The sequence below is a fragment of the Marinobacter sp. W-8 genome (assembly GCF_044342215.1).
GTDB lineage: Bacteria > Pseudomonadota > Gammaproteobacteria > Pseudomonadales > Oleiphilaceae > Marinobacter > Marinobacter nauticus.
This window is the reverse complement of the sequence record NZ_CP172297.1, coordinates 3,403,048-3,422,846: the sequence shown is the minus strand read 5'-3', so window position 1 is coordinate 3,422,846 and position 19,799 is coordinate 3,403,048. Positions and strand designations below refer to the sequence as shown.

General features: G+C 58.4%; 15 protein-coding genes. 9 read left to right on the top strand and 6 right to left on the bottom strand.

Translation table 11 applies throughout. The annotated features are described in order from the left end of the window. Positions 1–4: 4 nt before the first annotated feature. Complete coding sequence (locus ACF8YQ_RS15965) at positions 5–355, bottom strand: P-II family nitrogen regulator (RefSeq protein WP_114433808.1); 351 nt, start codon at positions 353–355, stop codon at positions 5–7. Further along, on the bottom strand, positions 352–1,839 hold the full coding sequence (locus tag ACF8YQ_RS15960; protein WP_396621962.1) for a DUF1538 domain-containing protein: 1,488 nt from the start codon (positions 1,837–1,839) through the stop codon (positions 352–354). Before ACF8YQ_RS15960 ends, ACF8YQ_RS15965 begins: the two co-directional genes overlap by 4 nt. Before the next feature lie 311 nt (positions 1,840–2,150). Between ACF8YQ_RS15960 and ACF8YQ_RS15955 the strand changes: the two genes are divergently transcribed. The 5 genes from ACF8YQ_RS15955 (at position 2,151) to ACF8YQ_RS15935 (ending at position 6,963) form a co-directional block, all read left to right on the top strand. Beyond that, positions 2,151–3,743: an isocitrate lyase gene (locus ACF8YQ_RS15955; RefSeq protein WP_113879193.1), complete on the top strand. Its 1,593-nt coding sequence runs from the start codon at positions 2,151–2,153 to the stop codon at positions 3,741–3,743. A 383-nt stretch (positions 3,744–4,126) separates the two neighbouring features. Beyond that, complete coding sequence (locus ACF8YQ_RS15950; RefSeq protein ID WP_396621961.1) at positions 4,127–5,302, top strand: hypothetical protein; 1,176 nt, start codon at positions 4,127–4,129, stop codon at positions 5,300–5,302. 52 nt (positions 5,303–5,354) lie between these two features. Next, on the top strand, positions 5,355–5,693 hold the full coding sequence (locus ACF8YQ_RS15945; RefSeq protein WP_011786875.1) for a hypothetical protein: 339 nt from the start codon (positions 5,355–5,357) through the stop codon (positions 5,691–5,693). Between the two features lie 15 nt (positions 5,694–5,708). Next, positions 5,709–6,494, top strand: coding sequence for a C39 family peptidase (locus tag ACF8YQ_RS15940; protein ID WP_396621960.1), 786 nt, complete (start codon positions 5,709–5,711; stop codon positions 6,492–6,494). A 4-nt stretch (positions 6,495–6,498) separates the two neighbouring features. Then, positions 6,499–6,963, top strand: a complete 465-nt coding sequence (locus ACF8YQ_RS15935; protein WP_199454020.1) for a hypothetical protein — start codon at positions 6,499–6,501, stop codon at positions 6,961–6,963. A gap of 6 nt (positions 6,964–6,969) precedes the next feature. Here ACF8YQ_RS15935 and ACF8YQ_RS15930 read toward each other — a convergent pair whose 3' ends face one another. Then, entirely contained in the window at positions 6,970–8,031 is a 1,062-nt protein-coding gene (locus ACF8YQ_RS15930) for a transporter (RefSeq protein ID WP_396621959.1), read from the bottom strand. Then, entirely contained in the window at positions 8,028–9,410 is a 1,383-nt protein-coding gene (locus tag ACF8YQ_RS15925; protein ID WP_396621958.1) for a sigma 54-interacting transcriptional regulator, read from the bottom strand. The genes ACF8YQ_RS15930 and ACF8YQ_RS15925 overlap by 4 nt, the downstream gene beginning before the upstream one ends. Before the next feature lie 261 nt (positions 9,411–9,671). On the opposite strand from ACF8YQ_RS15925, the gene ACF8YQ_RS15920 reads away from it, so the two are divergent. Next, positions 9,672–11,489 (top strand): SLC13 family permease, encoded by a 1,818-nt coding sequence (locus ACF8YQ_RS15920; protein WP_396621957.1) that lies wholly within the window; start codon positions 9,672–9,674, stop codon positions 11,487–11,489. 7 nt (positions 11,490–11,496) lie between these two features. Here the strand turns inward: ACF8YQ_RS15920 and ACF8YQ_RS15915 are convergent, their stop codons facing one another. Beyond that, complete coding sequence (locus ACF8YQ_RS15915) at positions 11,497–12,105, bottom strand: TetR family transcriptional regulator (RefSeq protein ID WP_396621956.1); 609 nt, start codon at positions 12,103–12,105, stop codon at positions 11,497–11,499. A 222-nt stretch (positions 12,106–12,327) separates the two neighbouring features. Here ACF8YQ_RS15915 and ACF8YQ_RS15910 point away from each other — a divergent pair, with 222 nt between their 5' ends. From ACF8YQ_RS15910 to senA, 3 genes are all read left to right on the top strand, one after another. Further along, positions 12,328–13,503, top strand: coding sequence for an efflux RND transporter periplasmic adaptor subunit (locus ACF8YQ_RS15910; protein WP_396621955.1), 1,176 nt, complete (start codon positions 12,328–12,330; stop codon positions 13,501–13,503). Continuing rightward, a complete protein-coding gene (locus ACF8YQ_RS15905; RefSeq protein ID WP_396621954.1) occupies positions 13,503–16,616 on the top strand; it encodes an efflux RND transporter permease subunit in 3,114 nt (1,037 codons plus the stop codon). The genes ACF8YQ_RS15910 and ACF8YQ_RS15905 overlap by 1 nt, the downstream gene beginning before the upstream one ends. A gap of 254 nt (positions 16,617–16,870) precedes the next feature. Next, a complete protein-coding gene (gene senA, locus ACF8YQ_RS15900) occupies positions 16,871–18,217 on the top strand; it encodes a selenoneine synthase SenA (protein ID WP_396623319.1) in 1,347 nt (448 codons plus the stop codon). On the opposite strand, the gene ACF8YQ_RS15895 is transcribed toward senA, so the two are convergent. Then, the gene (locus ACF8YQ_RS15895) at positions 18,187–19,758 is read right to left on the bottom strand and encodes a cation:proton antiporter (RefSeq protein WP_396621953.1); all 1,572 of its coding nucleotides are present in this window, start codon (positions 19,756–19,758) and stop codon (positions 18,187–18,189) included. The two genes, senA and ACF8YQ_RS15895, sit on opposite strands and share 31 nt — an antisense overlap. Positions 19,759–19,799: the final 41 nt, after the last annotated feature.

Sequence of the window (19,799 nt, the reverse complement as noted above, 5' to 3'; positions counted from 1 at the left end):
CCGGTTACAGAGAGTCTTTCAGATGTTGCTCAAATTTTTCCACCTGAGCCATGTCGATGCCGCCCAGGTGTTCCAGTGGTACGGTGAAGATCATCCCCTGTGAATCTTTGGCGTCGGGCATGATGACTTTCTGGACGGCCTTCAGTACATCCAGCGACAGTCCTTTCTCCAGAACCATCAGCAGGACGCTCTGGCTGCCATCATAGGTCAGGCCAAAGAAGGTCTTTTTCGCGGTGTTGCTGATGCCCCGGCCGGACATCACAGTGATTCCTCCGGCGCCGCAATCCCGGGCAGCATCAATACACTCCTGCTCCAGGTCTTCAGGAACAATGGCCACCAGTGCCGAGAATTTCATGGTGTCTCCTTACGTGCTTCTGCAAGATACTGGGATACGATGGCATAGGCCATCACCGTTACGATAGGAAAGATTGAAGCAAAGGCAATCAGCCCGAAGCCGTCGATAAGAACGCTGCGTCCGTCAATACTGCTGGCCAGACCAATGCCCAGGGCGGTAACCAGGGGAACCGTGACCTCCGAGGTGGTGACGCCGCCCAGATCATAGGCCAGCGCAACGATGTAGCGGGGTGCAATCAGCGTCAGGCCGATCACCAGGATGTAACCGCCCATGATGTAGTAGTGAATGGAGTCGCCGGTGATGATCCGGTGAACACCTATGGTGATGCCAACGGCAACCCCGACTGCCACCAATATGCGAATGACATTGCCGTTCAGGGTGCCCCCGGCGGCTTCTTCCGCCTGCCTGCCGATGGCAATCAGCGCCGGTTCCGCCATGGTCGTGGCAAAACCGATCATCAGGGCGAAGAGGTACACGTAGAGATAATTGTCTCTGGCCGTCAGTTGTTCGGCCATGCTGGTGCCAATCGGAAACAACCCCATCTTGAGACCGATAACAAAGGCATAGAGCCCCAGAATCACCAGCGCAAAACCAAAGATAACCTTGCGTGGGTTGGGGAGTTTGCGGCGCAGCACCAGATACTGAAAGAACAGCACAGTGATGATGATGGGCAGAACATCCCGAATCATGGTGACCAGGTCCAGCAGGACGCCGACCACGCCGGACGGTTTGGCTTCTCCGGTATCCGCTGAGAGCGAGATACCTTCGGCTTCGGCAGAACCGGAGTACACCAGCATGCCGTAAACCTGCACGGTGATCATCGGTACCATCACCGCCAATGCAACCAGCCCGAAGCCATCTATCAGCGGGTTCCGGCCACGTATCGAGGCCGCCAGGCCGATACCCAGTGCGGCAATCAGTGGCACGGTCACGACATTGGTGGTGACACCGCCGGAATCGTAGGCCAGACCGACGATTTCCTTCGGTGCAAACCAGGTGACGATCACCACGATGACGTAACCGGTAATCATGAACCAGTGTAACGGGTAGCCGAAGATGGTCCGAAAAATGCCGAGGGCCACCACGAAACCAACGGACAACGCCACCAGCACCCGGAGTGTCAGGCTGTCGATGCGCCCCTCGCTGATGGTTTGCGCCTGCTCGGCCACCGCAATCAGGGCTGGCTCGGCGATCACCGCAGAGAAGCCCATAGCAAAGCCGAAGGCCAGGAGAATGACCAGGGAACCGCGCCGCGCAAATTGGTTCGACAGGCTCTTTCCTACCGGGAATATGCTCAGTTCAAGCCCTTGCAGAAACAGTGCAACGCCTATGGCAACCACGAATAGGCCAGCAACCATGCTGATCAGGTTGTCCGGTACCTGCTGGAGAATGGCGATCTGAAAGAACGTAACCACGACCATAATGGGAAACAGGTTCTTCAGGGCATGCAGGAGTGAATGACCGAAGGCGTGGAGATAGAACACAGAATGCCCCTGTAACCCGTGGATGGTGGTGGTTGCTGATATGGGTCAAGTGCCTGAATCATAGCACGCTGTAGTCTGCCCGAAATGACCCGCCTCAATAATAGGCCGTTAGCCTGTCGACAGGGATTATGTGTATTCATTTAAAAAATGCCGAAAATACACCATATAAATTTCAATTATAAATTCGAAAGCACTAAAGTTACGCCCAACGTCACCACCAGCCCGGTTAACCCGGCCGGTGGCTGGCTCCGGAGGCTGCTGGCAGCAGCGCTCCGAACCTTTTGAACACAAACGTAGAAAGGATAGAGACCATGCCTTACGCACAAGACGTCGACCAAATCGCTTCCATTCTGAAGCAGAACCCGACCTGGAACGCCATCAACCCGAAGCACGCGGCCCGCATGCGCGCCCAGAACAAGTTCAAGACTGGTCTGGACATCGCCAAGTACACCGCCAAGATCATGCGTGAAGACATGGCTGCTTACGATGCCGATTCTTCCAAGTACACTCAGTCTCTGGGTTGCTGGCACGGTTTCATCGGCCAGCAGAAGATGATCTCCATCAAGAAGCACTTCGGTACCACCAAGCGTCGTTACCTGTACCTGTCTGGCTGGATGGTTGCCGCCCTGCGTTCCGAGTTCGGCCCGCTGCCTGACCAGTCCATGCACGAGAAGACCGCTGTTTCTGGTCTGATCGAAGAGCTGTACACCTTCCTGCGTCAGGCCGATGCCTGGGAACTGAACCACCTGTTCCGCGCCCTGGAAGAAGCTGAAAACGCTGGCGACACTGCCAAGGCCGAAGAGCTGATCAAGCAGATCGACAACCACGAAACCCACGTTGTGCCCATCATTGCGGACATCGACGCTGGTTTCGGTAACGCTGAAGCCACCTACCTGCTGGCCAAGCAGATGATCGAAGCTGGTGCTTGCTGTATCCAGATCGAGAACCAGGTTTCTGACGAGAAGCAGTGTGGTCACCAGGACGGTAAAGTAACCGTTCCTCACGCCGACTTCCTGTCCAAGATCAACGCGGTTCGCCTGGCGTTCCTGGAACTGGGTGTGGACGACGGTGTGATCGTTGCCCGTACTGACTCCCTGGGTGCTGGCCTGACCAAGCAGATCGCTGTAACCAACGAACCGGGTGACCTGGGCGACCAGTACAACAGCTTCCTGGACGGCGAGTACATCGACGACGCTTCCCAGATCGAGAACGGCGACGTTGTGATCAAGTCCAACGGCAAGCTGCTGAAGCCGAAGCGCCTGGCCTCTGGCCTGTTCTGCTTCAAGCCGGGTTCTGGCGAAGACCGTGTTGTTCTGGACTGCATCACCAGCCTGCAGAACGGCGCAGACATGCTGTGGATCGAAACCGAGAAGCCGCACGTTGGCCAGATTGCTGGCATGGTTAACCGCATCAAGGAAGTGGTACCCGACGCCAAGCTGGTTTACAACAACAGCCCGTCCTTCAACTGGACCCTGAACTTCCGTCAGCAGGTATTCGATGCCATGCAGGAAGAAGGCAAAGACGTATCTGCCTACGACCGCGCCAAGCTGATGAGCGCCGAGTACGACAACACTGAGCTGGGTCAGCTGGCTGACGAGTGGTGCCGTAACTTCCAGCGTGATGCGTCCCGTGAAGCCGGTGTATTCCACCACCTGATCACTCTGCCGACGTACCACACTGCGGCTCTGTCTACTGACAACCTGGCCAAGGGCTACTTCGGTGACGAAGGCATGCTGGCCTACGTTGCTGGCGTACAGCGTCAGGAAATCCGTCAGGGCATCGCCACTGTGAAGCACCAGGACATGGCCGGTTCCAACATCGGTGATGACCACAAAGAGTTCTTCGCTGGTGAAGCGGCTCTGAAGGCCGGTGGTAAAGACAACACCATGAACCAGTTCGGTTAATCGACCGGTTCAGGTTGTCCGGCAGGCACCCGCAGGTGCCTGCCAACTACCACAAACCCCGCATGGCTATCGCCCTGCGGGGTTTTGTTTTTTAACACTGGCGGATTTTTCCAGGTTGCTGATATTCGGGGACAAAAGCGAAATGGCTGATATGTAGCCACCGTTTGCTGTTTCACCAGCGCAACAGTTCGTCAGTTCACAGTTGTTTTCTGGTGTTCTCGAAATTTTTATTTCTCTTTATTTTTCAATGTCCTGAGTAATTTATTTGGCTTCTGGCACGGGAATCGCTCTTGTCTTCTGCGGGTCTGGACCTTGGCTTACCCGAATGCTGGCGGGATGGGTTGGACCCCTTTAAGCCAATACCATCAAAAGGACATGACATCATGAATACCAAGAAAAATCTGCTAGCCGCTGCCATCGCCATGAGCATGGGTATCTCCGGATTTGCACTGGCTGACCAGGGTGGGGACGGTGACCCCAACAACAATGCCAATGACAATTCCGCTGCCAATACCAACTATTCCGGTAACGCGGACTCTGGCAACGACAACTCCACCAACAACTCCGATAACTCGGACAGCTCCGATAACTCCAACAATTCAGACAACAGCACCGATGTAGCGGACTCTTTCAAGATTGCCGACAGCGGAAACGACATGTCTGATAACTCGAATAATTCGGACAACTCCAATAACTCCGATAATTCGAACAACTCGGATAATTCCGATAATTCGGACAGCAGCACCAACGTGAACGACGCCTTCAAGATTGCCGACAGTGGCAATACCGATGCGTCTGACAACTCCGATAATTCGGATAACTCGGATAATTCCGACAATTCGGACAACAGCACCAGTGTTAACGATGCCTTCAAGATTGCCGACAGTGGCAATACTGATGCATCAGACAACTCCGATAACTCGGATAACTCTGACAACAGCACCAACGTCAACGACTCCTTCAAGGTTGCTGATAGTGGCAATGACATGTCAGACAACTCGGATAACTCCGATAATTCGGACAACTCAGATAACTCTGACAACTCCGATAACAGCACCAACGTGAACGATGCCTTCAAGATTGCCGACAGCGGCAACACCGATGCATCGGACAACTCGGATAATTCCGACAATTCGGACAACTCAGATAACTCTGACAACTCCGATAATTCCGACAACAGCACCAACGTGAACGATTCGTTCAAGATCGCGGACAGTGGCAACAGTGACAGTTCTGATAACTCCACCAATGCCACCGATTCCTACAACAGTGACAGCAGTGACAACTCAGACAACAGCACCACCACGCTGAACCTGTCGTTGGAAGTGTTCATGAACGATGCAGAGCTTAACGGCTCGGTCTCTGGCACCAATGTCACCTATGGCAGCGCCAACGGTGAAGGTTCCTATGTGGATACCCGCACTGGTAACGAGATCAGTGGTGGCTCCGCCAACTTCACCGGCGTCGGGGCATTTGCCCAGAATGCTGGCGTTGGCAGCGTAACCCAGGCCAATGTAAGCGTAATGTCCAACCTGAGTACCGGTGGTGGCAGCAACTGAGACAGGTCGGGCTGCCCGGCCAGGGCAGCCCGGTTTTGTCGGGAGATGTGTCATGGCCAGATTCATCAACAGGATGCTGATGGCTGCGCTGGTGTCTGTGGCGTCTGCAAGCTGGGCCGGGGATTGGCCTGATGCGGAACCAATGAGTGCTGATCAGTTGGAGGCTGCCAGCGGGCGACAGGGAATTCCGCTCCAGTGGCAACTCAATGAGTCAGAACAGAACGCTCTGGTCTCTGGCAATGTGTTGTCTGGCCCGGTCAAGACGGGAGACAACCGTATCAGTGATCAGGCTTTCGGCAACATGAGCGGCATTGCCACCGTCATCCAGAACACCGGCAACCAGGTGGTCATTCAGGACAGCACGCAAATCAATATTCTCATCAACCATTGAGGAGGGGCGGCCGCCATGGCTACCAATCGCATCGGGAACCGTCAGGAACGCATCCGTCAGGTGCGGTCGGCAACTCCCGTAGCACCCAGGCGTGGCGGCCTTTCCCGCCGGTCGCTTTTCAGGGGTTGTCTGGCCGGTGTGATGGCCGGAATGTTGTCAACCGCCGGTCACGCCGGCACCGTGTTGGTCCCCGGGCCTGCCGGGGATGTTCCGGTGTCTGTCACCAGTTTTCAGAATCAGCGATTTTCAGCTGTGTTCCAGCAGGAATACGATTTCAGCTGTGGCTCGGCGGCACTGGCATCGTTGTTGTCTTTTCACTACGGCGATGAGGTCAGTGAGCAGGAAGTATTTCAAGGCATGTGGACTCTGGCGGATCAGGACAAAGTGCGTCAGCAGGGCTTCTCCATGCTGGATATGAAACGGTATCTGGAGTCCGAAGGTTATCTGGCGGACGGATTCCGCATGCCGCTAGCCGGCCTTCGGGATCAGGTTCGCGTTCCGGTAATTGCTCTGGTAACGCTGGGAGGTTATCGACATTTTGTGGTGATCAAGGGCATCAGTGATCAGGAAGTGCTGGTGGGCGATCCGGCCCGGGGGCTTAAAGCCTACAGTTGGGCAGAATTTCAGAAGCATTGGGATGGCTCCGCCTTCGTGATACGCAGCCATCTGGATATGGGGCGAGCCAGTTTTCTGGATCGGGACGACTGGCCGGGCCTGGCCCGGGCACCTCTATTCAAGGGGCTTGGCTCACCGGCATTGGGACATACCCTGCCATACTGGCCCAGTACACAGGAGTGGTAAGACCATGGTTAAAGGATGGGCTGTTCTGATTACTCTGAGTCTGCTAGCCGGGCCGGTTCATGCCGAGCTGAGACTACCTGTTACCAGCCTGGCGGATACCGAGCTGGATCAGCTCCGGGGCGGCTTTGTGATGAACAATCTGGAGATCTCCATCGGCCTTGAGCAGGTACTGGCCGTGAACGGTCAGACCCTGGTGGTGAACCGCCTGACCATTCCGAATCTGAATGATCCCATGGCCGCAGACAGACTCAGTACCCAGTTGGCATCCATTCAGGGAGCCTGGGAGAGCGGAGCAGGGCAACTGGCGCTTGATACCGCAGTGGCCGGCTCGGGCGGCTGGATGACGGTCATCCAGAACAGCCTGAACGGAACCACTATCCAGAACATCCGGCAACTGAATATTGAACTGAACAACCTCGGTGGCGCCTATCGGTTGCCTCGGGATTTCAGTCTGCCCATGTTGCCGTGATCAGCCTCAGAGATTGATCGGCAGCTTGAGGGTGATCTCGCTGTTTGGAGCATTGTCGGTGACTCCCACCGCCACGGTGAGGCTCATGGTGGTTGAGGGCGATAGCCGGTGCGACAGCCCAAAGGACAAGGAGCCCACCTGAATTCGGTCGAAGTTGGACGAGAACAGGTCGTTGCCATGTTCAAAGGTGGTTTTGCGAATGACAGAATGATCGTAGCCCAGGCTGAACGAAGTGCGTTCATTAAACGCAAAGCCCATTCCGAAGCCGAATCGCACCACATCGCCAGGGTCGACGGTGCCGCCGTTTTCAAAGCCCTGCTCTTCCTTGATGGTCCAGGCGTAGCTCAGGTTTCCGAACAGAACCGCCGGGTCGCTCGGGTAGATAAAGGAAAGTCCCGGTTCCACCGCCCAGAAGCCTGAACCGGTGGGGCGGTTGGCCAGCTCTACCCCGATGGGGTTGCCGCTGCTGTCGGTAATGATTCGCTGGTCGACATCGTAGGGGCCTTCGCCGGTGGGCGCCCGGGCCCGGAACGTACCGATCAGGTAAGGCCAGCCATCGAGGCCATCGTTGAGCTGGTAACGTATCGATAACTCGGCATCACCGATGCCATCACCGGACGATTCCCGGACGGTATCGACCGGCGTTCCCTGAAACACTTCCCGTTCCCGAAGGTCTTCCCGAATGCTCAGGTAGGGCAATCGCAGGCTGCCTTCCAGCCGGCTGGTGAAACCGTATTTCAGGGATAACGCGCTGACGAAGATATCGCGTTGGATCTCGGAGATGTTGATCAATCCCACCAACAGAGCCGGAATGACTGTGTACCCCTCAACCGCCACGCGGGTGGCGTTGCTGTGGGCATGGGAAAACGATGGCTCGATGGTAAATCGCCCGGGCCGGGTGACGATACCCCGGTCTGCGGTAATGGAGGCAATCGTGGTTGCGCTGTCCTGGGCCGCCGCTTCCCGCTGCTCGGTGGTTCCGGCGGTGCGTTCATCCGGAGCAGGCGGTTCGGCCAGGGCAAGCGGAGTAAGGCATAGGCTGAAGCTGAACAGGGCCAGACGTTTCATGACAGATCTCCATGATCGCGTTTCTTGGGAAGGCCGTGGTTCGACGGTGGTTGCAGCTGGTGTTTTTCCAGCAGTCGGTAAAACGACACTCGGGAAATATTCAGTAGCCTCGCCGCCGCCGAGACGTTGTGATGCGTCAGGGCAAGGCTGGTCGCGATGGCTTCCTGGTCGGCCCGGGCCCGGTAGGCCTCCAGGCTGAACTGGTCGATGTGTGTGGGTAATGTGGCCGGAGGCAGCCCCAGGTCTTCGGGCTGGATGTTTAATTGCCGGGCAAGCAGAACGGCCTGCCGGAGCCGGTTCTGCAGTTCCCGCAGATTGCCCGGCCAGGAATGTGCGGCCATGGCCAGCAAAGTGGCGTTACCAAGCCGGTAGTGTTCTCCCTCGAATGCGCCCAGGGCCCGGCGGGCCAGGTACGGAAGGTCTTCCAGACGTTCCCTGAGTGGTGGCAGGGTCACCGTGAGGTTACCAAGCCGGTAGAAAACGTCGCTTCTGAAATTGCCCTGGGCGACTTTCTGGTCCAGCTGGGAATTGCAGGTGGCGATTACCCGTACATCCACCTGCACGGCATGGTTCGAGCCCACGGGTTCGATCGTGCCTTCCTCAAGAAAACGCAGGATGGCAGATTGCTGCATAAGGCCCAGTTCGTCGGCACCCAGTAGCACCAGAGAGCCGCCATTGGCGGCTTCGATACGGCCTTTTCTGGATTTCAGAGCGTGCGTGAAGGCACCCCGCTCATGGCCGAACAGTTCGCTCTGGGTCAGGGACTCTGGTAACGCGGCGCAGTTGATGACAACCAGAGGCCCGTGATGGCGCGGCGAGTGTTCATGGATAAACCGGGCCGCTGCCTCCTTGCCGGTGCCATTCTCCCCGTAAACGATGACGGGTTCATGGGTCGCTGCAAAGCGTCGCAACAGGCTGCGAGCCTGACGAATGGCCGGCGATGGGCCATCCAGTACATAGTCCTGATAACTGAGCAGTTCCGGTCCTGTCAGGTGCGCACTCAGGGAATGCATGCCCCACATGTGGCCCAGACTGTTGATCAGTCGTTGGTGGTCCAGTGGGAGGGTATGGTAATCCTGGCAGTAGTCGCGGATCAGGCGACAGACCGCCGCGTCATTCAGTTGCCGTCGCCTGACCATGGCCAGCCAGGAGGTTACCGGAAGCATCTCCAGCCAGCCTCTGATGGTCTCCAGGGCGGCCGGGTCCTGGTCAGCCAGAACACAGACCCCAACGGGTTTGCCCAGATAGTCGGGCATTGGCAGTACGGGGGCATGCCGACTACTGATGACGGTCAGCTGCCACCCGGGAAGGCTGGGCTGCCGTGTATTTTCAGCATCAGGGGCCGCTGACAACCAGACAAGCGGTCGTTTCTGTTCCATAGCTTTGCTCCGGCAAAGGGACTGAACAACCGACAACGCTGCATTCGAAAATGAGAGGGGACTGCTGCGGGAACTGCTATAGTCGACCACGACCCTGTGACCTGCCTGGGCTTCCATGCAGGTAATGTCTCAGCTGATCGATAGCAGGTTTTGCACCAGAATCGGGTAATCCCGTTAATACAGATGCTTGCTGATGGCTCCGGAGCCGGTGCAGGCTCGATCTGTAAAACTTATTGACGGTTATGGAGGAAGTCGAGGGGCATGGTAGCGGATCAATGGATTGTGTTTGCCGTTCTGTTTGTCACCCTGGCTGCGTTTATCTGGAACCGGTTGCGGTTTGATGTTGTCGCCATGCTGGCGCTGCTGGCGGTGGCTATCGCAGGGCTTGTGCCGGTTGACAGCGTATTTGCTGGTTTCGGGCACCCGGCCGTGATTACCGTGGCGGCGGTGTTAGTCATTAGCCAGGGACTGGTGAACGGTGGTGTGGTGGACCAGGTGGCGCGGCTGCTGGCCCGGGTAGGGAACAATGCCGTGCTTCAGGTGCTGACCCTGACCCTCGTGGTGGCCGTGTGTTCGGCATTTATCAACAATGTGGGGGCACTGGCGCTTCTGATGCCGGTCGCCATCTGGATGTCCCGGGAAGCCGGGCGTTCTCCGTCACTGCTGCTGATGCCGCTGGCATTCGGGTCGCTGCTGGGCGGCACCATTACGCTGATTGGTACCCCACCCAACATTATCATCGCCAGCTATCGTGAAGTCGGAGCCTTCGGGCTGTTCGACTTTGCTCCCGTGGGGCTGGCAATTACCCTGGCGGGCATCGTCTTTATCGGGCTGATTGGCTGGCGCCTGACACCTAAGCGGGAGGATCCTGCCGCCGGCGAGAAACTGTTCAGCGTGGGCGATTACCTGACGGAGCTGAAACTGACCGAAGGTTCTGACTATGCCGGTAGCACCCTGCACAACCTGCTGACGGCCGGAGACAGCCAGAACAATCTGGTGGTCTTGTCGTTGATCCGCGATGACAAAACAACGCCGGCACCCTCAACCTTTACCATTCTGCGTGAAAATGATGTCCTGCTGGTGGAAGCCGATACTGAGAGTCTGGGCGAGTTTCTGGAGATCACCGGTCTGACGTTGGCTTCGGGCGCGCCGAACGAGGAAGTAGAGAAGGATGGCACCGGGGGCAAAGGGCGTCGGCAACAGGCGGAGGATGAGCTGGTTGCTGGCGATGCCCGCTTGATCGAGGCGGTTGTGACTCCCGGTTCACAGCTGGTCGGCCGTACCGCAAACCGTCTGAATCTTCGGGAGCGCTACAGTGTCAACGTCGTGGCCGTCGCCCGGCAGGGCCACCGTCTCAAACAGCGGCTGGCGGATATCCGTTTTCGTTCCGGTGATATCCTGCTGGTGCAGGGCTTCGAGGAGACGCTTCCGGCTAATCTGAGGACGCTGGGCTGTCTGCCGCTGGCTGAGCGGGGGCTGGCGTTTGGCCGGGAGAAACGCCTTGGGCTGGCCGGCGGGCTGTTTGCAGTTGCCATCGTCAGTATTGTCGCCGGCTGGGTGACGCCTCCCGTTGCTCTGGTGGCCTGCGCCGTTGCCATGGTGCTGGCCGGACTGCTGGAGGCCAGCGACGCCTACAAGGCCATCGACTGGTCGGTAGTGGTATTGCTGGCGGCGATGATTCCGGTGGGGCAGGCCCTGGAAACCACCGGCGGCGCCGACCTTATTGCCCGTCAGATTCTGGCCATCAGTGAAGGGCAAGCACCCTGGCTGGTGCTGTCCATTATTCTTGTCGGCACTATGTTGTTGTCCAATGTGGTGAACAATGCCGCGGCGGCTATTCTGGTCGCACCTATTGCCCTGGGCGTTGCGGGTCAGTTGGGGCTGTCGTCGGATGCCACCCTGATGGCGGTCGCCATTGGTGCATCCTGTGCGTTTCTGACGCCGATCGGGCACCAGTCCAATGCGCTGGTGATGGAGCCGGCGGGTTACCGGTTCGGCGATTACTGGCGCCTGGGGCTGCCGCTGTCTGTGGTGGTCACGGCCACGGCCGTGCCGGTTATTCTCTGGGTATGGGGCTGACTGGAGCTCAGGCGTCGGGCTTGCCCAGCAGACCGCTGAAAACGGTTTCGACCAGCACTGGCGCAACCTCCGCCAGAGGCAGGCGTTCAGGTTTGGCCAGCCAGTCGAAGAACAGCCCCAGCATCTGGGTATGCACCAGATAGCCCGCCAGTTCCGGGCTCAGGCCCGGGCGCAGTTGTTTCGCGTTTTCAGGGCTGCGGAAAATGTCGGTGACAAAGGCAATGCCCTCTTCCGCAAGCTCCCGATGTTTGTTCAGGGCCTGATCAGACTCGTTACGGTGGAAAAGTATGTAGTACACCCGGAAGTACCGTTCGTCTTCGGCCAGCTTGCTGAGCGCTATAATGCAGAGATGCTTCAGGTTGGTCAGGCTGTCCTGGCTGGTGGCCGCTTCATCAAGCATTTCGCCAAGGGGTGCGCGAACGCGCTCCAGCATGGCATCCAGGATGTCCTGCTTGTTGCGAAAATGCCAGTACACCGCGCCCCGGGTAACACCGGCGGTACGGGCGATTTCTTCCAGCGATGCCCGGGCGACGCCTTTCTCCATGAATACGCTTTCGGCGGCATCAAGAAGGGATTCGCGGGTGGCTTCCGCCTCGGCTTTGGTCTTTCTCGCCATGATGGAGTCTTCCGGTGGTGTGTTGCGCCGGGTGTTGTCCGGCCCCGTCAGGGTATGAAACGCCTGCGGGGAAATACGTAAGTATACCGGAAAGCAGTTTACATACATACATGGATGAATGTATCTTGCCTGATCTTTCCGATTACCATTCCGGGCTGGCTTGCCCGGACACAAATTTATTATTGATGACACGATCTGTTTCGGTGTTCAGGAGACCGCGCCATGCCCGTTGAAATGTATCATCGCCCTAGCGCCCGTAAGGGACTGATGTTTTTTGGTTTATCTGCGCTGCTGGTGTTGGCAGGGTGCAGCAGTGAAGATGGCGAGGGTCAGCAGGCTGGCGCGGGCGGAATGCCTCCGGCGGCGGTGGTAGTGCAACAGGCGGAGCCGGCCGATGTCACGGTAAGGCAGGATTATGCCGGCCGTGCCCGCGGTGCCCGGGAGGTTGAAGTCCGGGCCCGCATCAGCGGCATTCTGGAGCAGCGGCTATACGAAGAAGGCCAGATGGTGCGGGAAGGCGATGCCTTATTCCGTATCGACCGCAAGCCCGCAGCGGCAGCACTGCAGCGAGCCCGGGCCCAGCGACAGGTTGCCGAGGCGGATGTCCAGCAGGCGGAACGGGAATGGAACCGTATTTCCTCGCTGTTTGAGCGCAACGCCGTCAGTGAACGGGATCGTGACTCGGCGCAGTCAGCACTGGAACTGGCCCGCGCCAATCTGGCCGTGGCCAATGCCGGCGTGGCCCAGGCTGAACTGGATCTCGGGTATACCGATGTCACGGCGCCGATCAGTGGCGTGACCAGTCTGGAGGATTTTCCGGAGGGCAGCCTGATCGATACCGGCACCCTGTTGACCACCATTGTTCAGCTGGACCCGGTTCACGTTCGCTTTGCGCTGCCGGAAAACGACGCTAACATTCGCCGTGCTGCTCGTGAGGGCATGGTGCGGGCAGACCAGGAGCAGAATGTCTCGGCGCGCCTGATTCTGGCCGACGGCAGCGAATATGGCCTTGATGGCCGCATCGACTTTACCGCTTCAACCCTCGACCCCCGCACCGGCACAGTGTCGGCCCGAGCCGTGTTCCCGAATCCGGAGCATGTGATTGTGCCAGGGCAGTTTGTCCGGGTACGGGTGGAACTGCAGAGTTTTGACGATGTGATTACCGTGCCCGAGAAGGCGGTAACCCAGGGGCAGAATGGCCCCGTGGTCTATGTGGTTGATGAAGAAAGCAAAGCCCGGGTCCGGCAGGTGGAGCTTGGGCCAGTGAGTGATGGCCAGCAAATCCTTCTGAGCGGCCTGGAAGCAGGCGATCGCTACATTGTCAGTGGTCTGGTGAACCTCCGTGATGGCGCCGCCGTCAACGTCACCAATCCGGATAGCCCGGAGGAGGCCAACTGATGCTGAGAACATTCATCGACCGGCCGATCTTCGCATCGGTTATCTCGATCATCATTACCCTTGGCGGGGCGCTGGCCCTGCTGGGTTTGCCGGTGGAACAGTACCCCAACGTGGTACCGCCTCAGGTGGTGGTGGACGGCCGCTTCCCGGGAGCCAGTGCAGATGTGATTTCAGATTCGGTGGTGGCGCCGCTTGAGCAGGAAATCAACGGCGTGGACGACATGATCTACATGGAATCCAGTGCCACCGACTCCGGCAGCTTTCGGGTGACGGTGTCGTTTGAAATCGGAACCGATCCGGACCAGGCCACGATCAACGTCAACAACCGCGTGCAGCAGGCTTTGGCCCGGTTGCCCCAGACCGTCCGGGACCAGGGCCTGAAGGTGGAATCCCGTTCCACCTCAATCCTGCAGGTGATTACCCTGTCGTCACCGGACAACTCCATGGATGTGGTGGAAATTTCCAACTACGCGCTGCTGAACGTGCTGGATGAGCTGGTGCGGCTGCCGGGTATCGGTGATGCCTCGCTGTTCGGCGCCCAGGATTACTCCATGCGTATCTGGCTGCGCCCGGACAAACTGGCCCAGTTCGAGCTGACACCGGCGGATGTGGCTGGCGCCCTGCGGGCCCAGAATGCCCAGTTTGCCGCTGGCCGGATCGGGGCAGAGCCGGCGCCGGAAGGCCAGGCGTTCACCTTCAGTGTGTCCGCTCCGGGCCGGCTCACCAGCCCGGAAGAATTTGGCGAAGTGATTCTTCGCAGTGATGATCAGGGCGCGTCGTTGCGCCTGAAAGACGTGGCACGGATTGAGCTGGGTGCCCAGAACTACGATTTCGCCGCCATCTACAACGGCGGAGCCACGGTGCCGATGGGGGTGTATCTGCAGCCGGGCGCCAATGCGCTGGATGCTGCGGAAGCCGTCAACGAAGCCATGAAGGAAATTGCCGACCGTTTCCCGGAAGGCCTCGAATACAATGTTCCCTACGACACCACCCGCTTCATTGATATCTCCATTCAGGAGGTGATCTCCACCTTCATCGTGGCGGTGCTGCTGGTGGTTGTGGTGACCTTCCTGTTCCTGCAGCATTTCAACGCCACGTTGATTCCGTTGATCGCCATTCCGGTATCCCTGGTGGGCACTTTTGCCGGCATGCAGGCCATGGGGTTCTCGGTCAACCTGCTGACCCTGTTCGGCTTGATACTGGCCATCGGTGTGGTGGTGGATAACGCCATCATCATCATGGAAAACGCGGAACGGCTGATCAAGGAAGAGGGCATGTCGCCCTACAATGCCGCCGTGACTACGGTCAGCCAGGTATCCGGGGCCGTGGTGGCGTCCACACTGGTGCTGGTGGCGGTGTTTGCACCGGTTGCGTTCCTGGGTGGGCTCAGCGGTGAACTCTACCGGCAGTTTGCCATCACCATTGCGGTATCTGTGGTGATCTCTGGTGTCGTGGCTCTGACGCTGACGCCCGCCATGTGTGCCCTGTTGCTCGGCCATGAAGGCAAACAGCTCACCGTATTCCGCTGGTTTGATGCCGGTTTCGACAAGGTCACCAATGGTTTCTCGGCGGTGGTGGACTGGCTTCTGCGCCACGCCGTGATCGGCGTGCTGCTGTTTTCCGCCATGATTGGTGGCACCGTTTTCCTGCTCAACAAGATGCCGTCCGGGCTGGTGCCCCAGGAAGACCAGGGTTTTGTGCTGACGGCTTATTCATTACCGGCCACGTCCTCCCTCAGTCGCACCGAAGCCACCCGGGACGAGCTGGCGCAGAACATGCTGCAGCTGCCTGAGGTGAAAGATGTCGTCGCCTTTGCCGGTTTTGACATTATTTCCAGTGCCTTGCGCACCAACAGCGGTGTCGCGTTCGTAACGCTGGAGGACTGGGCTGAGCGGGAAGGCGAAGGTCAGGGCGCGGCCGATATTGCCAACAAGATTATGGGTATCGGGTTTGGCATGCCGGAAGCCTTTGTTATTGCCTTCACCCCGCCACCGATCCAGGGGCTGTCGACCACCGGTGGCGTGGAAGGTTACATCCAGGCCCGTGGTGGCCGGACACCGGCCGAGATCAAGGCGATGGCCGACCGGTTCAGCCAGGCTGCGAATCAGCGCCCGGAGCTGACCAACGTCCGGGTGACCCTGGATACTGGTATCCCACGCTATCAGGCGATTGTCGACCGGGAAAAAGCCCAGGCGGCAGGTGTGCCGGTTGACCAGATCTTCACCACCATGCAGAGCACGTTTGGCGGCCTGTATGTGAACGACTTTACTCTGCAGGGGCGGAACTGGCAGGTGACCTTGCAGTCTGAAGGTGAATTCCGAAGCCATCCCGATGACCTGCGCAAAGTGTTCGTGCGCTCCTCCTACGGCGAAATGATTCCGCTGAGTTCTCTGGTGGAGCTTGAGCGGGAAAGCGGACCAGATATCCTGAACCGCTTTAACGTCTACCCCGCGGCCAAGCTGCTGGCAGACCCGACACCGGGCCATACCACCGGTGAAGCGCTGGCTGCGCTGCAGGAAGTTGCCAGCCAGCAGTTTGACCGCAACACGCTGCTGGGCTGGACCGGTGAAGCCTATCAGCTGCAGGATTCTGCGGATTCTGGCGTCCTGGCCTTCGGCATGGGGCTGCTGCTGGTGTTCCTGATTCTGGCGGCCCAGTACGAGCGCTGGGGCCTGCCGGTGGCGGTGGCCACCGCGGTGCCGTTCGGTGTGTTCGGGGCGGCACTGGCCTCGCTGTTGCGAGGGTTCCCCAACGACATCTACTTCCAGGTAGGGTTGCTGGTGCTGATTGGCCTGGCGGCGAAAAACGCGATTCTGATTGTTGAGTTCGCCGCCCAGAACCGGCAAACGGGCATGAGCTCGTTTGAGGCCGCCAGCACCGCAGCCCGCCAACGCTTCCGGGCGATCATGATGACCGCGCTGACCTTCATCGTGGGTTCTTTGCCGCTGGCCTTCAGTACCGGCGCGGGTGCCGTGAGCCGGCAGGAGATCGGCACGGTGGTGGTTGGCGGCATGCTGGTGGCCAGTACCCTGGCCTTGTTCTTCGTGCCCTTGTTCTACAAGCTGATCGAAGACCTGGCGGACTGGCGGCGTAAACGCAAGAAGGCCGCCTGAGGTGGCCTGATTTCCGTCGCCTATCGTGCTGATAGCGATCGAACCGCCGTGGGTTTCTGCCCTCGGCGGTTTTTTCTTTGTTACTCTTCACTGGAGTATGAAGCCGCGTCGGGAAGGCGTGTCCAAAAACCGCTCCTTGCGGCACATCCATGTGGCGCTTCTGCTCCGCCATCCATGGCTCCGCACATTTTTGGACACGCCTTCCCGACACGTCTTCCCATACCTTGGGAGTAACACGAGAGAGCGTGGCACTGATGGTGGTTGACGACATGAAATCTCAGCTTCTAGCTGAACTTGAGCTGGCTCGCAGCCGGACAGAACAGCTGATTATTACCTTGCCTGAAGAGAAACTGGATGTTCCGTATCATCCGGGTGTGAACCCACCGCTCTGGGAAATGGGCCACGCCGCCTTCTTCTACGAAGTCTTTGTCTTCAACCTGCTGGACGGAACACCGAGCTACGATCCCTCCATGGATGACCTGTGGGATTCATTCCATGTCGATCACAAAGACCGCTGGAGTCGGGATCTGTTTCCCGGCCGGGAGGAAACTCTCAAGTATTTCAACACCATCTACGACCGGGTTGCCGAACGCATCAAGGGTGGGGAACTGAGCGACCAGGAGCTGTATCTCTACCGCTACGCCATTTATCACCAGAACATGCACATCGAGTCGCTCATCTGGTGTCGGCAGACAGTCGGCTATCCGGCGCCTTTGGATTACAAAGGTGATCGGCCTGCTCCGGGCGAGTCGATCAGCGGTGATGCTCAGATCCCGGCCGGTCGCTGGGTTATTGGCATGCCCGGTGAGTCGCAACAGTACGCGACCGAAGACTTTGCCTTTGATGCCGAGAAGCCCCGTTTTGAGGTCGAGCTGCCGGCGTTTGCCATCAGTCGCACGCTGGTGAGCAACGGAGAATTCCAGGCGTTTGTAGACGATGATGGTTACAGGCGTCCCGAACTCTGGTCGTTCGGCGGCCGCAAATGGCTGGAATCGGAGCAGGACGTCAGCCTGGTCCATGGGGTTGGCGAGCCAATGATGCGGCTGCCCCGACATCCGCTGTATTGGCGGTGGCATGACGAACAGTGGCAGGTACGGGTGTTCGACCGCTGGCTGCCGTTGCAGCCAGACGCTCCGGTTACCCATGTCAGTTACTGGGAGGCGGAAGCCTTCTGTACCTGGGCCGGGCGGCGGTTGCCGACCGAGTATGAATGGGAAGTGGCCGCGCTGGGCAATAAACCGGGTAGGCCTTTTCGGCGTTTTCCGTGGGGTAATGAGTCACCGGATGCTGTGCGGGCGGATATGAATGCCCGGACCATCGCTCGTAACCCGGTGTCGGATTACCCGGCCGGCGATAGCCCGTTTGGCTGCCGGCAGATGGTTGGCTCTGTGTGGGAATGGACCAGCAACGAGTTCCTGCCCTATGACGGCTTCAAGGTAGATATGTACCCGTTCATGTCGACCCTGCAGTTTGCCACGCACAAAGTCACCAAGGGCGGCAGCTGTGCCACCTCATCCAACCTGATCCGTGGCACCTACCGGCAGGCGTATCTGCCGTTTCGCAGTGATGTTTACACCGGGTTCCGCACCTGCGCCGCCTGAATTCCTGATTTGTCCATAAGGTGACTTGCCAGGGCCACACCGGTCTCACTCATCGTGAGGTAGGCATCATTGGCGCCGGCTTCGCGAATTTTCACGGCTTCATCGGCATACATGGTGTGCGCCACGATATAGCCCTCGAAGCCGAGCTTGCGCAGCATCCGCGCGGCGATAAGCTTGCCTTCGATGTCACTCATTGCCAGCACCACCGAGTTGAGTTCCGGCATGTGCAGACCTTCCCAAAAGGTGGTGTCTTCGGCGTCTGCAAAGACGACATTGCGCCCATCTTTCTGGTGTTTCTCGGTTTTGGCAGGGTCTGAGTCGATCCCCATGATTCGCGTTTCATGGGGCGCAAGCCAATCGTAAGCCGCAGTGCCTGTTCGCCCCATGCCCATCACCAGAACCCGTGTATTACCCAGCGAGATAGGTTGCTCATCAGGATGACGTTTCTGACTCTCGAAACGAACCAGCTTGTGGGCAACATGCTCGTAAATACTGTGGGAAAAACGGTTGAGCGGCGCCGAAAATACAAACGACAGGGAAACCGATATCGCCAGCGGAACCAGCCATTCTGGCAGGGCAACACTGGCGACAATGAGCCCGAATTCACTGTAATTTGTGAGTGACAGCGAGGTGAGGAAGCTACTGCGAGCCCGCAGGCGGAAAGCCAGCAGCAGGAAGTAGAACAGGATGCCTTTGAGTGGCAAGAGCAAGGCTGCTACTGCCGCAAAGATCAGAGCTTGCTGGTCTGGCAGGCCGCCAATCCCGATCTGTAGGAAAAAACCGACCAGGAAGATTTCTTTTACGCTCCAAAGGGACTTGGCCAGTTCCTGGGAGCGGGGATGGTTGGCCAGCATGGCGCCGAACACCAGTGCACCCAATTCCGAACTCAGGCCCACAGCTTCAAACCCAAGACCGCCAACCACCAGGGCCAGCAGAAGCCCGAGCAGTACCAGCAGTTCGTCGTGCCCGCTGGCATCCAGCAGCCGGTAGAGCAGCGGCCGGAGCAACGGAAGGCCGAAGACAATGACGGCCCATTCTGAGGGTGTTTTGCCGGCCGCGAGACTCATCACCACCAGTGCAATCAGATCCTGCATGATCAATATGCCAATAGCGACCCGGCCGTGGAAGGCTCTGAGTTCCCGTTTGCTTTCCAGTACCTTGGCGGCCAGTACGGTGCTGGAAAAGGACAGGGCGATCGCCAGCATCAGGGCCGTTGTCCAGTCCAGGTCAAAAAGCAGGTAGAGGCCGGGGGCAAACACCACACAGGTAATCGCGAAGTGGAGCAGACTGCCGCCGATGACTTCCGGGCTGACAATGGAGCGTAGCTTCAGCTTCAGGCCGACTGTAAACAAGAGCAGCAAAACGCCAAGATGAGCAATGTGGGCCAGTACATCGGTAGGCTCTGCGGTGATGCTGGTAGTCGCGCTGAGGCCGCTGAGCACAAAGCCGGCGGCCAGATAGCCAACCAGAGGAGGCAAACCGATTCCCTTGACGAGAAGGCCGATAACAAAGGCAAAACTTATCCAGATGGCTTCAGGCATGGGCGAATCTTCTGACGACGGAATCCAAAGCTCTGAAGCCT

What these genes read in the sequence shown, in the direction of transcription:
- ACF8YQ_RS15940 (WP_396621960.1), top strand. Translation starts at nt 5,709, where the DNA reads ATGGCTACCAATCGCATCGGGAACCGTCAGGAACGCATCCGTCAGGTG.
- ACF8YQ_RS15905 (WP_396621954.1), top strand. Translation starts at nt 13,503, where the DNA reads ATGCTGAGAACATTCATCGACCGGCCGATCTTCGCATCGGTTATCTCG.
- ACF8YQ_RS15955 (WP_113879193.1), top strand. Translation starts at nt 2,151, where the DNA reads ATGCCTTACGCACAAGACGTCGACCAAATCGCTTCCATTCTGAAGCAG.
- ACF8YQ_RS15935 (WP_199454020.1), top strand. Translation starts at nt 6,499, where the DNA reads ATGGTTAAAGGATGGGCTGTTCTGATTACTCTGAGTCTGCTAGCCGGG.
- ACF8YQ_RS15910 (WP_396621955.1), top strand. Translation starts at nt 12,328, where the DNA reads ATGCCCGTTGAAATGTATCATCGCCCTAGCGCCCGTAAGGGACTGATG.
- ACF8YQ_RS15965 (WP_114433808.1), bottom strand. Translation starts at nt 355, where the DNA reads ATGAAATTCTCGGCACTGGTGGCCATTGTTCCTGAAGACCTGGAGCAG.
- ACF8YQ_RS15930 (WP_396621959.1), bottom strand. Translation starts at nt 8,031, where the DNA reads ATGAAACGTCTGGCCCTGTTCAGCTTCAGCCTATGCCTTACTCCGCTT.
- ACF8YQ_RS15950 (WP_396621961.1), top strand. Translation starts at nt 4,127, where the DNA reads ATGAATACCAAGAAAAATCTGCTAGCCGCTGCCATCGCCATGAGCATG.
- senA (WP_396623319.1), top strand. Translation starts at nt 16,871, where the DNA reads ATGGTGGTTGACGACATGAAATCTCAGCTTCTAGCTGAACTTGAGCTG.
- ACF8YQ_RS15895 (WP_396621953.1), bottom strand. Translation starts at nt 19,758, where the DNA reads ATGCCTGAAGCCATCTGGATAAGTTTTGCCTTTGTTATCGGCCTTCTC.
- ACF8YQ_RS15915 (WP_396621956.1), bottom strand. Translation starts at nt 12,105, where the DNA reads ATGGCGAGAAAGACCAAAGCCGAGGCGGAAGCCACCCGCGAATCCCTT.
- ACF8YQ_RS15920 (WP_396621957.1), top strand. Translation starts at nt 9,672, where the DNA reads ATGGTAGCGGATCAATGGATTGTGTTTGCCGTTCTGTTTGTCACCCTG.
- ACF8YQ_RS15945 (WP_011786875.1), top strand. Translation starts at nt 5,355, where the DNA reads ATGGCCAGATTCATCAACAGGATGCTGATGGCTGCGCTGGTGTCTGTG.
- ACF8YQ_RS15925 (WP_396621958.1), bottom strand. Translation starts at nt 9,410, where the DNA reads ATGGAACAGAAACGACCGCTTGTCTGGTTGTCAGCGGCCCCTGATGCT.